A 14,207-nucleotide genomic window follows, 5' to 3' on the forward strand; every position below is an offset into this window, starting at 1 on the left:
AGCTGAAAGTCCCCATTAAGCTATAATACTTTTAGCTCATAACATCTTATAATGTCGGATTTTTAATCGGATTTGGCGGAATAATAATATCTGTTATACTAAGAAAGGGCTACCTTTGCAAAATTTGATTATGGATAAAGTTATTTCAAATTTTAAGTCGAGTGTGTTACTGCGATTTATGCTTAAGCTGCTGGTAATCACAGTCTGGGTAAGTGCATTGCTTTTTGGTCTTTATATTTTAGCCTTCTATTTCGTTTCTTTAGTACAGGGAGATACTGCACAATGGAATGAAGTATTGCCGGGTTTACATGATGCACAAACAAAAGGCGCAACTGTTGGTATTGGATTGCACTTTGCTGCAGGGGGCATTATTCTTATTCTGGGATGTATTCAGTTACTTGAGTCTGTTAGGCTAAAGTCTCCCACTTTTCACAGGTGGGTTGGAAGGGTATATGTTATAGCCTCTCTTTTTACTGCTTCTGGTGGGCTGGTGTTCATCTTTATTAAAGGAACCATTGGTGGTTTTTGGATGGATATTGCCTTTGCAGGCTATGGTTTGCTAACATTTATTGCAGCAATTAATACCATAAGATATGCACGAACAGGAAATTTTGAAAGTCATCGGGCTTGGGCAATACGATTATTTGCCCTTGCGATTGGATCATGGCTTTACCGAATGGAATACGGTTTTTGGTTTATGATTACGGATAGGTTATGGCACACCTCTAACTTTACTGGGCCATTCGATTATTTTATGGATTTCTTTTTTTACTTGCCAAACCTTTTTGTGGCAGAGCTTTTCATAAATAGAAGACAAATAATTAACAGTCGATGGGCTGAAGCAATAGTTGTTACTGGTTTGTGTTTTGCAACTACTTTTTTGGTTATGGCGACTTATTTTTTCACTAAAGAATATTGGGGACCGGCAATATTAAATGTCTTATTTGATACTTAAGGTTAAAGTCCGCTACTCATTGACAATATATGACTCATCTATTTAGATAAATTACAGCTAAAATCCATAAGCTTGACCTCTATTATTCTAATTAAAACTAGCTGTTCTCAACTCACCTTACAATCATCTCATTATTTTAGCGATTGTGATCCTCTTTTTACATCGAAATCAAGATTCAGTTCATCCAAATTATGAGCAAATTCAGCTACTTGATAGTTCTCAAATTCTAATCTATTTGGTTACCTTCCAACATTGAATCAAGCAGTTCTTTAGCTGTTTTTAAAGCAACTGAAGAGTTAAACATTGGGTCAGAATTTTGAGAAAAAGCACTCTATTCTGGTGCTTTTCCCTTAAAGTGTTTGATTTCAAAAGTCTTCTTAGAATTCAGATAAACTATTCCGCAATTGGTTTTCCTTATTAAACATACCTTTAGTTCCTGTTTACAATAGAGGCTAACATGCCTACGCCTTTACTCGAAAGATCATTGGGTAGGTATTAACCTCCTAAATGAAGCCCTTGAGCAAAATACTGAGCATCTACTACTACTCTCCAACTAATCTATCACTCCAATCGCTTCACTGCGGATATTGATGTAATGACTATGTCAATCTACGCATGTCGGAAAATTAATAAGCGGTCGGATATGTAATACCTCCTTGTCGGATATGTTCTCCGATTTGCCGGGTTTATACTATCTGCACCATGATGATTGCAGATAATTTTGCATTCGCGAAAATAACTCTTCAACCAATAATTAAAAGAATGACCATAATGATCTCTATTTCTTTAAAAAAAATTTACCACTCAATAACTTTTAGTCATTTATTAAATGAACATAAATCATGACCCGATTTATCCTAATCCTTGTTCTCTTCACTCCAAGCTTAGGCATTGCTCAGTCTCCCGTTGCAGAATCCGCATTACTAGATTCCTATGTAGCCGAAGGCTTAGAGAATAATCTGCAGCTTGTTCAGGAAAACCTAAGTGTAGATCAGCGCTGGACTGCCATACAGGAAGCTCGAGGACAATTTTTACCAGCAGTTTCCTTTCAATCGGATTATACCCTGGCTGAAGGTGGAAGGTCTATCTACTTTCCAGTAGGCGACTTGTTGAATCCAGTGTACAATTCATTGAACCAACTCACAGGAAGCTCGGATTTTCCCTCAAACCTAGAGAATGTAAATGAGCAGTTTCTGCCCAATAACTTCCATAATACCAGACTACACCTTGTCCAGCCTATTTTTAATCTGGATATTAATCACAATCTGAACATACGAGAGCATGAACTAACGGCTCAAGAAGCCCATCGCGAAGCTTTTAAAAACCAATTGGTAAAGGATATCAAGGTAACTTATTTCAACTACCAACAAAGCGAGCAGATAGTAGAGGTATTAGCCCAGTCTGAGGTTGTGCTAAAAGAAGTGTTACGAGTGAACAAGAAGCTGGTAGAAAACCAGAAAGCCACCAAAGAGATAGTTTACCGCTCAGAGTTTGAACTAAGTCAGCTAGCCCAACAGCAGGCCGAGGCTCAGCAAAGTGTAATTGCCGCTCGCAATTACTTTAACTTTCTCTTGAACCGGCCACTCACTACTCCTATCGAAACCGAAGAAGATCAGCAAGCCCTGCCTGTTGATCTTTCGATAGACAGTACCAAGACTCAGCAAGCCTTACTGAATCGCCAAGAACTACGACAACTTACCAATATAAAAGAAGCAACCCTAGAAGCACTAAAAATGCAACAGCACCAACGTTTACCTAGCATCGCAGCGGTATTAGATGTTGGTTACCAAGGCTTCGGATACGAATTTGATGATAATCAAAAATATTGGATGGCAGCTTTTTCCCTGAAATGGGATTTGTTCACTGGTTTTCAGAACCGAGCCCGCCGTCAACGTTTTGCTTTGAAAGGTAAACAACTGGAACAACAAATCAATGTTCTGGAACAACAGATTCAACTGGAAGTAAACGACCATCAGCAGCAATTGCAAGCTGCATATACGGCCTGGCAGGCAACCCGTCAAGGAGTACGCTCTGCCGAACAGAACTTCACCCTGGTTAGCAAAAAATATCAACAACAACAGGCTTCGTTGTTGAAGCTACTAGATGCCCGTTCCACCCTAACTCGATCTAAATTACAAACCACCGTAGCCCAGTTTGATTACCTCAAGAAAGCCGCCCTATTGGAAAGCAGCCTAGGAGTTGCAGTATTGGAGGCTGGATACTAAAACCTGATAACTTAAACAATAAAAATAGTATGGATTCTGGTCTCCAGTTTCCATTCTTCAAACCCAAATAAAATGAAAAACATACTATTCCCCATTATAATTTTAACTTCTTCCGTAGCTTTATACAGTAGTTGCACGTCCAGTCAAGCGGAAGAGGTTCAGTCGCAACCACAGGAGATTGTAAGATCGGTCACGATAGCTAAAGTTGCTCCTAGTGCAGCACCCCTGAGCTTGGAATCCAGCGGCATTTTGGCATCGAAAACAGAGATAAACCTTTCCTTCAAAACCGGTGGCATTATTGCCGGTATCTACACCGACGAAGGTCATATTGTAAAAAAAGGACAATTATTAGCAAAGCTGAACTTGGCTGAGATTAACTCGGCTGTTGCACAAGCTCAAGCCGCTCTAGAAAAAGCTACACGAGATTATGAACGGATAGACAACCTTTTTCAGGACTCGGTCGCTACGTTGGAGCAACTGCAGGATACCCGCACTACACTGGAAGTAGCTCAAGCCAACTTACAGGTAGCGAAGTTCAACCAAAAGTATTCGGTGATTTATGCTCCACAGGCTGGTAAAATCCTGAAAAGAAAGGCGGAAACCAACGAGCTGGTAGATCCAGGAAACACTATTTTTGAATTTGCCTCAGCTCTGAGTGCCCAAGTCATCCGTATTGGTGTTTCTGACCGTAATATCGTTCGGGTACATTTGCAGGACTCAGCTCAAATACACTTTGATGCATACCCTAATACCGTATTTCCCGCACATATCTCCGAAGTAGCCGAGAGTGCTGATGAGCGCACTGGGGTATTTGAGTTAGAGCTTACAGTGGATGCTCAGGGTTATAATCTGAAAAACGGCTTTATCGGTAAAGTAAAAATTTTCATCACCCCAGAAGAGCAGTATTACAAAATCCCGATGAATGCCTTGGTAGAAGCAGATGCCCAATCGGCGTCTATTTTCGTAACGGATGCCAAACAGCAACGAGCAAAAAAAATAAAGGTCACTCCGCTTTACATTGGCAATGACTATTTCACTGCCTCAGCAAATACAGAAATTCCACTAAATGTCATTACTTCCGGAGTAGCTTATTTGCAGGATGGTATGAGAATTAGAACAGACAATGGAAACTGGCATCCAGAAAACCGACAGATATCTCAAAATGATTAAGTAAGATAATTACAGTCTCCCCCAAAACCAAAAACCAAGTTTCCATGAAACTCCCTAATATAGCCATCAAGAATTATAAACTTGTTCTGATTGCCGTGGCTCTCGCCTCCTTATCTGGCCTATCTTCCTACCTAACGATGAAGCGGTCTGAAGATCCCCTTTTGTCCAATCCTGATTACATAATTACGGTCGTATATCCCGGTACAGGGCCGAAAGATATGGAAGAATTGGTGGTAGATCCTATTGAAGAAGCTATTGACGAACTGGAAGACATTAAAGAGATCAATACTACCATAGAAGAAGGACTAGCCACTATAATGGTAAAAGGTGTTTGGGGAGTTGATCCTGACGAGCAGCATGATGAATTAATTGCCGAAGTGAACAGCATGAAACCCAGTCTGCCTGAAGATATCTTTCAGATTGAGGTAACACAAGTAACTCCCAAGCAAGTATCCATTATGCAGCTGGCATTGACTTCCGAAACGGCTACTTATCGGCATATGCATGATTATGCCGAAGAACTGGAAAAGCAGTTAGAGAAGGTAAACGGAGTGAAAACTGTGGAAATACAGGCTTACCCTGAGCAGGAAGTATGGGTCTCTCTGGATTTTCAAAAAATGGCCAATCAGAATGTGCCTTTAAGTCAGGTGATCAACACCTTGCGAGGAAATAATGCAATCGTACCTGGTGGGAATGTCAAATCCGGAGGACGATCCTTCACGGTGAAAACCAGCGGTGGTTATAAAACCATGGAGGAACTGGCGTCTACAGTCATCACATCAGGAGATGGGAAACTAGTCTACCTGCGCGATATTGCCAAAGTACATCTTGACTGCAAGGACCAGCAATATTACGCTCGCTTTAATGGGGAGAAAGCTTTGTTTCTATCGATTACCCAGAAAGATGACGTAAACATCCTGGAACTAACCGATGCGATCAATACTAGTATCATAGACTTTCAGTTCCAATTACCGGTCGAGTTAACACTACATCAAGTATTTGTGCAAGGACCATCCGTATCTCAGCGCATCCAGGGTTTTGTGGGTAATCTGGGACAAGGAGTTGCCCTAATCGGCATACTCGTACTTATCTTTTTGGGTGTACGCTCAGCAGCAGTCATCATCACCGTCATCCCAACCAGCATTATCATATCTATTGGTATGCTCAACGGTACGGGCTTCGGACTGCACCAGATTTCTATTGTGGGGCTGGTGATTGCATTAGGGTTGCTGGTTGATAATGCCATAGTGGTGGTGGATAACATCACCCGTTTTATGCAGGAGGGTTATTCTCTACGACAAGCAGCGGCTAAGGGTACTTCGGAGGTAGGCAATGCTGTCATTAGTTCTACCATTACTACCGTGCTTTCCTTTATGCCACTGGCAATTATGGATGGTGCGGAGGGTTTGTTTCTCCGGTCTTTACCTTTAATTGTAATCTTCGCCCTGATCACCTCTCTAATTCTGGCTCTCACCTTTTCCCCTATATTGTCACGTTACATCCTCAAGGCTCCAATATCTGGGAAGAAGCCTTCCCAGATTGATCGGGGAATTCAACGTATTATTTCAGGACCCTACCGTCAGATGCTGAACTTCGGGCTACGTCATCCAGCCATTACTCTGGTGATGGCGATTTTAACCTTTATCGGAGGGATTGCTTTATTTCCACTGGTGGGAGTAAGCCTCTTCCCTACCGCTGATAAGCCATTGTACCTTGTGGATATTGAGACCCCAAAGGGTAGTAATCTGGATAAAACCGATGCAGCTGCCCGCTTCGTTGAAAGTGTAGTAGATACTATGCCAGGAATATTGAGTTATGCTACTAATGTAGGCCATGGAAATCCTCAAATTTACTATAATCGCTTAAGCAAAAGTTATACTCGCAACTATGCTCAGGTACTGGTAAACCTAGACTCCTACGAAGAAGAGCAATTCTATGCTACATTACATCAGTTACGGGATGCTTTCACTCAATATCCGGAAGCGCGAATTACACTCTCCGAGCTGAAACAGGGTGTACCGGTAGAGGCTCCTATTGCCATCAAGATCCTCGGCCAAGATCTGGAGACAATTAAAGCTATCGGTAAGGATTTGGAAGCACTTTTCAAACGTACACCTGGGACTATCAACACCTATAACCCACTATCTATTGATAAGACTGATATTAAAGTGGACATCAATCGGGACAAAGCCGGCCTGATTGGGCTATCGCTATACGATATTGATCTGGCAGTACGTACCAGTCTGACTGGATTGGTTGTGGATGAGATGACAATGGACAACGGTGATCAGTTTAATATTGTAGCCCGTCTGTCCTATGACAAGCAGCTTACTTTGGGCGATTTCGATAAGATTTACACTACCAATATCACTGGCGATAAAGTACCACTGAACCAAGTGGCTCAACTAAAATTTACTCGTAGCAACGCTCAGATCGACCATTATAACACCGATCGCACGGTAACCATCACCGCAGATGTGCTGGACGATTACAATATCATGGTGGTGACTCAGCATATTCTAGACGAACTTGATCAGTACGATTTCCCAGAAGGTTACTATTATCATGTCTCAGGAGAGTACAAAGCACAGCAGGAATCTTTCGGAAACACCGGGCAGAGCCTGTTAATTGCTCTGATTGCCATTTTCGCTGTGCTGGTGCTCCAGTTCAAATCCTTCAGGCAACCGATGATCGTGTTTTCGGCTATACCGCTAGCTTTTACCGGATCTATTGTAACCCTTTTCATTACCGGCTGGACCTTCTCTTTCTTCGCTTTCGTGGGTTTCACAAGTTTGGTGGGGATTGTGATTAACACCTCTATCATCCTGATTGATTATACAAATCAGTTACGGGATTCGGGTTTTAGCATGGTCAGAGCTATCAAGAAAGCTGCCGAAACTCGCTTCAAGCCTATCGTGTTAACCACCCTAACAACCATCTTAGGATTGCTGCCGCTGACTCTTTCTTCCGGTGACCTATGGCCTCCGTTGGGATGGACCATCATTGGTGGGATGATATCATCGACCTTCCTCACCCTAATAATTGTTCCGGTCTTATACAAGTTGTTCAGCAGTAAGCAAATACTTGAAGAAGAAGAAGTAATGGCCGAAGTATAGCAAATACATAATCAGTCCGGAAAAACTATAAATGTTTTATCCTCAATAATAACAGGGCTGAATTATCAATGGGAACAGGATAAGCAAAAAATCATCTACACTTTAAGGATTGAAGTAAAAAAGAAGAAACCTAAAAAATTCTCAAAAAAGAAAATGATGTTTTTTTCCTCAATCTCTCTTAAGGTTGTAATATCGGAATATAGCTACACCACTGAAGGTGAAATTCTAGAGAATAAAAACCTAAAAACAAATAGAGTTTAAGTCAAGCTAACAGGTAAAAGTCTTGAAGAAAATATGAAGAAATTAAAGAATAAGTGGGAATGGTTTGACAATGCATTTAGAAAGCTTTTTAAAGGCTAAACTCATAAATGATCAAAGTTTCCAAATTAGTGAAACATACTTTTTTTGAGAAGTAGAACAGTTGTATCATTTTTCACTCAAAAACTATATTTTACCATAACCTTAGATAATAAAAAAGCCCTTTTAGCAAGCTAAAAGGGCTTTTTATGTAATGTGTACCTAGGGCGGGAGTCGAACCCGCACAGTGTTGCCACTATTGGTGTTTGAGACCAACGCGTCTACCAATTCCGCCACCTAGGCTTATTTTTGAGAGCTTCCCTGAAAGGGTGTGCAAACCTAGTTAATGAGTTTATTTTTTACAACTATTTATTAAAATTTCAATCTATTAAATCCCATTCATCGTTCATAAATGCCAATGCATGGTGCGCAGTCATATCAAAACTTACAGGAACAATCGAAACAAAATTATTTTTGATTGCCCATTCATCTGTATCCTCTCCTTTATCATGATTTACAAACTCACCTGTTAGCCATAAATACTTTCTACCATATGGATCTTCTCTCTCATCAAACACTTCTTTCCATTTGGCAATTGCTTGTCGACAAATTTTAACGCCTTTAATCTCGTCGTCTCTTTTTTCAGGAAAGTTTACATTTAAAGCAATTCCTTTTTGTAATCCTTTTTCAAGCGTTTCTCTAGCTATTTTTTCCACAAGCTCAAGTGTGTGGCTAAAATCAGCATCTGAATCGTAATCGCACAAAGAAAAACCTATTGATGGCATTCCTTCTATTGCTGCTTCAATCGCTGCCGACATAGTACCAGAGTACAATACACTTACAGAAGTATTACTTCCGTGGTTAATACCACTCACTACCAAATCTGGCTCTTTACCTTCTGGCAAAATGTAATTTTTAGCAATTTTTATACAGTCAGCCGGAGTACCAGAACACTCATAAGCTTCTACCCCATCAAAAATATCTGACTTTCTTATTTTTAAAGGATCATTAATAGTAATTGCATGACCCATACCTGATTGCGGACTATTTGGAGCAACAACAATTACATCTCCTATTTTTTGCATTGTTTCTACTAGATTACGAATGCCTTTTGAGGTTATACCATCGTCATTCGAAACAAGTATTAATGGTTTTTTACTCATAATTATGTTGTTTGAGATATACTCTTAATCGCTTTCTTAAGTGCGCAAAGCTAACATTATTTATTAAATCAAAAGTTTGAATACAGAATAATAAAAAAAGCCATTCTGAAATAACAGAATGGCTTTTTTTATATCTATTAGAGCTACTGTTGGTTTAGCGAATTGTAATAATCAATCACTTGCACCATATCTTCTCTTCGCTCTATATCCAATTTATTTACTTTTATAAATTTCTTAAGCACTTTGTCTTTATCGTTTAATAAAGTTAAAGCTTCTTCCAACTCACGACTACAAAAAGCTATTTTACCATCATCATTAATTAAGAAATAATCATCTACCTGAACTGTAACTCTTACATTTCTACCACCAAACCAATATGGGTCGTACATATTTTCAACTTTTTCAACTATTTTCTCTCTTCCTAACAAAGAGTACGGCTCACCTTCTGTGAGTAATTCAAAAAAAGTTGGTTTTTTATAACTGGTGCCATCTGTACTATAAGGTAGTGTAAAAAAGTATCTCACCTGTTTAGACTTTTGATCTACAATTTGCCAGGCTTCTACCCTAGTTGCATTGTATGACCTCACAGTATTTCCGTTTTTATAGATGAGGTTATCGTTTTGCAGATCGTATTTTATAAAACCACTTACTGTTTCGCCGGTAGTCAAATCAATTTCTCCTTTATGCCATAAGTCTTTAGAAAACTTTTGTGCATTTGCTCCATAGAAACTGAAAAAGAGAATAATGAGCAGAATGTTTTTCATAATATAGGGTACAATATTGCTGTATCAGATAAAGGTGTAAGATGCATGCAGTAAATTAAATGTACGAATAATTACTCTTAACAAGAATTAAATTCTAGATTACTTACACGTACTTAACAATTCTTTTGCTGCAATACTTATACTAACACCACTGACAAATAAAAGTGTTCATTACATCACCAATCTATAGGCTCTTTTCCTATTTTTTTCAAATATTCATTGGTTTTACTGAAGTGTTTATTGCCAAAAAAACCTCGATCTGCTGAAAAAGGCGATGGATGTGCTGATTCTAATACATAGTGTTTTTCTTTATCTATTATGCTTCCTTTCTTTTGCGCATATGCTCCCCAAAGTATAAAAACTACATTTTCTTTCTTTTCTGAAACTTTGGTAATTACAGCATCGGTAAACTCTTCCCAACCCTTTTTTTGATGTGAACCAGCTTCTTTTTTCCTTACTGTTAATGTTGCGTTGAGTAATAAAACTCCTTGTGAAGCCCACCTTTCTAAGTTTCCACTTTCGGGTATAGATTTACCCAAATCGCTATTAATTTCTTTAAATATATTCTTTAACGAGGGAGGAAATCTTATTCCATCATTAACAGAAAAACATAAACCATTAGCCTGGCCTTCCCCATGATAAGGGTCTTGCCCGATTATTACCACTTTGGCATCATCGAAGCTACATTTTTCAAAAGCATTAAAAATTAGTTTGCCTGGAGGGTATACGGTGTGGTTCTGAATATCATCTTTGATAAACTCTGTTAACTTTTTAAAATAGTCTTTTTCAAACTCATCTTTGAGTTGTTCATACCATAAAGGCGCAATTTTAACAGTCATTTAAATTGGTTTTAGAATAATCTTAAAAAAATTACGTATATTGAATATAAGTTACTCAGGTAATATTAAGAGCAATCTTAACAAATTTTAGATCGTAATTTACAATCGCAATTGTATTACTTCAAGAAGTGTTTTAATTTTAACTGATCAACTGAAAAAGATTTCTATGTTCACACAAATCACAGAAGGTATAAAAGTTAGCGTAGTTACAGAATACCAGCAGGAATATTCAAGTCCGAAACAGTATCACTACGTCTTTACTTATAAGATTAAAATCGAAAATAACAGTGAATACACAGTCCAGCTACTAAGAAGGAAATGGTCTATTTTTGATTCAGATGGTGTAAGGAAAGAAGTTGAGGGCGATGGAGTTGTAGGTCAACAACCAGTAATTGAACCCGGAGAAATGCACCAATATGTATCTGGTTGTAATTTAAAGACTGGTATAGGTAAAATGAAAGGATACTATTTGATTGAAAGAATGATAGACGGAAAAAAAATAGAGGTTTCTATTCCTGAATTTTCTCTAATAGTGCCATTTAAAATGAATTAAAACATATAATTATATAAAAAAGAAAGGCTTCTAAATTAATTTAGAAGCCTTTCTTTTTTATAGATAAATCGATTAATCCTTTTTACTATCTTCTTGCGTTTTTACTTGAATCTGCTTGATATCAATCTCCTCATCTTCGTGATAGATTTCATCATACTCTTCAAATACCGGCTGAAGTTTCATTTTTTCTTCGGTCATATCAAATGATCTTAGCAAGCAAGGTAAAAGAATTAGGTTGGTAATCATTGCTATCAATAATGTTGTTGAAGTTAAAGCTCCCAAAGCTACAGTTCCTCCAAAATCTGATGCAACAAAAATTACAAAACCGAAAAACAATACAATAGATGTATAAATCATACTGGTTCCAGTATCTTTTAAACTTACTGTAATTGCCCTACTTACATTATAATGGTGAGCAATAAGTTCTTGCCTATACTTTGCTAAAAAGTGGATAGAATCATCTACCGAAATACCAAATGCAATACTAAATACCAATGCAGTACTTGGTTTGAGTGGAATTTGTAAAAATCCCATAAGACCAGCAGTAATAATTAGTGGCACCATATTAGGAATTAGAGATATAACTATTATTCTGATATCTCTAAACAATGTACCCATTATAATCGCAATTAATACAAATGCGATTACCATACTGGTTCTTAAATTCTTGATTAGGTATTCATTTCCTTTAATAAATAAAAGAGTCGTACCTGTTACATCTACCTTAAGATCTTCTGAGCTACCGAATATAGAATCAATCTCAGGTCTTATCTTGGTATTTACTAAAGAATCCATTCTGATTGAGCCTAAATCAGCTACTTTCATAGAAATTCTAAGCTTCTGCCCAGTAGAATCCATAAAAGATCTCACAAACTCATTATTATCATCCTGATTACTGATATACTTTTGTATAAATGCCTCGTCTCTTTTTTCTGGCAATTTAAAATCGAGGGGATTATTATTAAAATAAGCTTGATTCGCAGCTTTTAAGAAAGTAACAAATGAAACTGGGTGAGTAACATGATCTAAATCTTCGAGATATTTTTCGAGCTTTTCTATTTTTTTCAATGTAGAGCGCTTCCTTATACCTTTCTTCTTTCCAGTATCAACAACTATTTCTAGTGGCATAATACCTTTAAAATTATCTTCGAAGAAGACCAAGTCCATTTTTACTTCGCTGTGCTCAGGCAGATCGTCTACCATATAAGTAACAGCCCTTAATTTAAGCATTCCAACAAAAGCTAACCCAACTAAAGCCGCAGTTAACAGATATACAGCAATTCTTTGCTTTTGTACCACATAGATAAAGAACTTAAGTATTTTTTGGATTGGCTTAAACTCTAGATGCTCAATGTGGCGCATCTTAGGTTCAGGCTTGTATGAGAATACAGCTGGAATAAAGATGATACTAATTAAAAAGGTAGCTGCAATATTGATAGTAGCAACAATACCAAATTCTTGAAGCACCTCAATATTTGTAACCGTAAGCACCAAAAATCCTATGGCTGTAGTAGTGTTAGTTATTAAGGTAACAACACCAATTTTTTGAATCATTCTGCTTAATGCCTTGAGTTTATTACCGTGTAAGGCATACTCTTGATGGTATTTGTTAAGCAAATAGATACAGTTCGGTATACCGATTACCACCAATATTGGAGGCAACAAGCCAGTAAGCATTGTAATTTTATAACCTAGAATTCCTAAGGTACCAACTGTCCATATTACTACCATACCAATTACCGACAGCGAAAAGATAACCGGAGAGAATGATCTAAAGAAAAGGAATAATATTACTGCAGTTACACCAAGTGAAATCATCAGGAACATATTTAATTCCTTTTTCACTTTGGTTTGTATTACACTTCTCACATATGGCAAACCTGCGTAATGAATTTTCACGCCTGTTTTCTCGGTAAAAGTTTTACCTGCATCCATAATGCCAGTAACTACATCCATTCTCTTTTTAGAATTGAGGTAATCTTCATCCATAGATATTAGGATGAGTGTAGCACCATTTTCTGCATTTACTAGGCGGTCTTCGTAAAACTTAATTTTACCTACAAAGTTGAGCAAACTATCAAGTTCTTTCTGAGTTTTAGGAAGGGACTCAAATACTTTGGCCGGTTCAAATTTCTTTTCTTCTTTATTATTAGAAAGATAAAAAGATCTTGGCAAAGACATTACTTCGTTTATACCTGCTGATGCTGCGATAGCATCACCAAATTCTGCCAGTGCTAAAAAATTATCTAATTCGTAAATAGCACTATCTTTCATGCCAATGGCAAACATATTGGCATCTTCTCCAAATAAGCGGTTGAAATCTTGAAAGTAAATCATATCCGGATCATCATCCGGAACAATTTTCATAAAGTCGTAAGACAATTCAGCTTTCCTACCCATAAAACCCATAAAAGCAGTAAGCAATATGAGCGATATAATGAGTAGCAACCTGTTTCTCAAAATAAAATGTGCAAACCAGGTCCACATAAAGTATGTTGTAATTTATTGTTTGTTAAAAGCTGCAAACCTAGATTTATCAGCTTATAATATTAAAATCAATTTGTTAATAGCTTAACAGGAAGCTTAGTCCATAAAATGAATCATCTTAATAGCAGCAATAGCGGCTTCTACACCTTTATTACCGTGTTTCCCTCCAGCGCGGTCTTTTGCTTGCTCTACATTATTTGGAGTTAACACACCAAATATTACAGGTTTACTGTATTTAAGACTAACATCTGTAAGTCCTTTTGCAACAGCTTCGCAAATAAAATCAAAATGTTTGGTTTCTCCCATAATTACACAACCCAAACATATTACAGCATCTACGCTTTCATCTGCTGCCATATATTGAGCGCCTAATGTTAGCTCGTATGCTCCTGGAAGATATTTTTTGATTAGTGCACTTTCTGGTAATTTGTATTCGAGAAGGGTCTCTTTTACTCCTTCAAATAAAGCTTCGGTTATATCATTGTGGTATTCAGAAACTAATACAGCAATTTTTTTATTTTCTATAGATAATAGTCCGTGCTCAGAATGTTCGTTAAGGTTCTTTACTGATGAAGCCATTTTTACATTTAAAATTTTCAATTCGCAAATCTACAATCTTTTCTCTTTTAAAGCCTGTT

General features: G+C 37.7%; 10 protein-coding genes and 1 tRNA gene. 5 read left to right on the plus strand and 6 right to left on the minus strand.

What is annotated here, in order from left to right; all coding sequences use genetic code 11:
* The first annotated feature begins 130 nt into the window (after positions 1-130).
* The 4 genes from OQ292_RS02390 (at position 131) to OQ292_RS02405 (ending at position 7,466) form a co-directional block, all read left to right on the plus strand.
* On the plus strand, positions 131-955 hold the full coding sequence (locus OQ292_RS02390; protein WP_284684450.1) for a DUF2306 domain-containing protein: 825 nt from the start codon (positions 131-133) through the stop codon (positions 953-955).
* Positions 956-1,797: 842 nt separating this feature from the next.
* Positions 1,798-3,180 carry a TolC family protein gene (locus OQ292_RS02395; protein WP_284684451.1) on the plus strand — a complete coding sequence of 461 codons (1,383 nt, stop codon included), beginning with the start codon at positions 1,798-1,800 and terminating at the stop codon, positions 3,178-3,180.
* A 72-nt stretch (positions 3,181-3,252) separates the two neighbouring features.
* On the plus strand, positions 3,253-4,350 hold the full coding sequence (locus OQ292_RS02400; protein WP_284684452.1) for an efflux RND transporter periplasmic adaptor subunit: 1,098 nt from the start codon (positions 3,253-3,255) through the stop codon (positions 4,348-4,350).
* A gap of 44 nt (positions 4,351-4,394) precedes the next feature.
* Positions 4,395-7,466, plus strand: coding sequence for an efflux RND transporter permease subunit (locus OQ292_RS02405; protein WP_284684453.1), 3,072 nt, complete (start codon positions 4,395-4,397; stop codon positions 7,464-7,466).
* A 516-nt stretch (positions 7,467-7,982) separates the two neighbouring features.
* Here OQ292_RS02405 and OQ292_RS02410 read toward each other — a convergent pair.
* The 4 genes from OQ292_RS02410 to OQ292_RS02425 form a co-directional block, all read right to left on the minus strand.
* Positions 7,983-8,066 (minus strand) — tRNA-Leu (locus OQ292_RS02410).
* 77 nt (positions 8,067-8,143) lie between these two features.
* On the minus strand, positions 8,144-8,926 hold the full coding sequence (gene surE / locus OQ292_RS02415; protein WP_284684454.1) for a 5'/3'-nucleotidase SurE: 783 nt from the start codon (positions 8,924-8,926) through the stop codon (positions 8,144-8,146).
* Positions 8,927-9,069: 143 nt separating this feature from the next.
* Positions 9,070-9,690: a hypothetical protein gene (locus OQ292_RS02420; protein WP_284684455.1), complete on the minus strand. Its 621-nt coding sequence runs from the start codon at positions 9,688-9,690 to the stop codon at positions 9,070-9,072.
* A 176-nt stretch (positions 9,691-9,866) separates the two neighbouring features.
* A complete protein-coding gene (locus OQ292_RS02425) occupies positions 9,867-10,529 on the minus strand; it encodes a uracil-DNA glycosylase (protein WP_284684456.1) in 663 nt (220 codons plus the stop codon).
* Between the two features lie 166 nt (positions 10,530-10,695).
* On the opposite strand from OQ292_RS02425, the gene apaG reads away from it, so the two are divergent.
* Positions 10,696-11,082 carry a Co2+/Mg2+ efflux protein ApaG gene (gene apaG, locus OQ292_RS02430; protein ID WP_284684457.1) on the plus strand — a complete coding sequence of 129 codons (387 nt, stop codon included), beginning with the start codon at positions 10,696-10,698 and terminating at the stop codon, positions 11,080-11,082.
* Between the two features lie 72 nt (positions 11,083-11,154).
* Here the strand turns inward: apaG and OQ292_RS02435 are convergent, their stop codons facing one another.
* Together OQ292_RS02435 and ribH are read right to left on the minus strand one after the other, a co-directional pair.
* Positions 11,155-13,569: an efflux RND transporter permease subunit gene (locus OQ292_RS02435; protein ID WP_284684458.1), complete on the minus strand. Its 2,415-nt coding sequence runs from the start codon at positions 13,567-13,569 to the stop codon at positions 11,155-11,157.
* 96 nt (positions 13,570-13,665) lie between these two features.
* Positions 13,666-14,148: a 6,7-dimethyl-8-ribityllumazine synthase gene (ribH, locus tag OQ292_RS02440; protein ID WP_284684459.1), complete on the minus strand. Its 483-nt coding sequence runs from the start codon at positions 14,146-14,148 to the stop codon at positions 13,666-13,668.
* Positions 14,149-14,207: the final 59 nt, after the last annotated feature.

This window comes from Chondrinema litorale (assembly GCF_026250525.1).
GTDB classification, from domain to species: domain Bacteria; phylum Bacteroidota; class Bacteroidia; order Cytophagales; family Flammeovirgaceae; genus Chondrinema; species Chondrinema litorale.

Coding starts and splice junctions, on each gene's coding strand:
- OQ292_RS02390 (WP_284684450.1), top strand. CDS start 131: ATGGATAAAGTTATTTCAAATTTTAAGTCGAGTGTGTTACTGCGATTT.
- OQ292_RS02395 (WP_284684451.1), top strand. CDS start 1,798: ATGACCCGATTTATCCTAATCCTTGTTCTCTTCACTCCAAGCTTAGGC.
- OQ292_RS02400 (WP_284684452.1), top strand. CDS start 3,253: ATGAAAAACATACTATTCCCCATTATAATTTTAACTTCTTCCGTAGCT.
- OQ292_RS02405 (WP_284684453.1), top strand. CDS start 4,395: ATGAAACTCCCTAATATAGCCATCAAGAATTATAAACTTGTTCTGATT.
- surE (WP_284684454.1), bottom strand. CDS start 8,926: ATGAGTAAAAAACCATTAATACTTGTTTCGAATGACGATGGTATAACC.
- OQ292_RS02420 (WP_284684455.1), bottom strand. CDS start 9,690: ATGAAAAACATTCTGCTCATTATTCTCTTTTTCAGTTTCTATGGAGCA.
- OQ292_RS02425 (WP_284684456.1), bottom strand. CDS start 10,529: ATGACTGTTAAAATTGCGCCTTTATGGTATGAACAACTCAAAGATGAG.
- apaG (WP_284684457.1), top strand. CDS start 10,696: ATGTTCACACAAATCACAGAAGGTATAAAAGTTAGCGTAGTTACAGAA.
- OQ292_RS02435 (WP_284684458.1), bottom strand. CDS start 13,569: ATGTGGACCTGGTTTGCACATTTTATTTTGAGAAACAGGTTGCTACTC.
- ribH (WP_284684459.1), bottom strand. CDS start 14,148: ATGGCTTCATCAGTAAAGAACCTTAACGAACATTCTGAGCACGGACTA.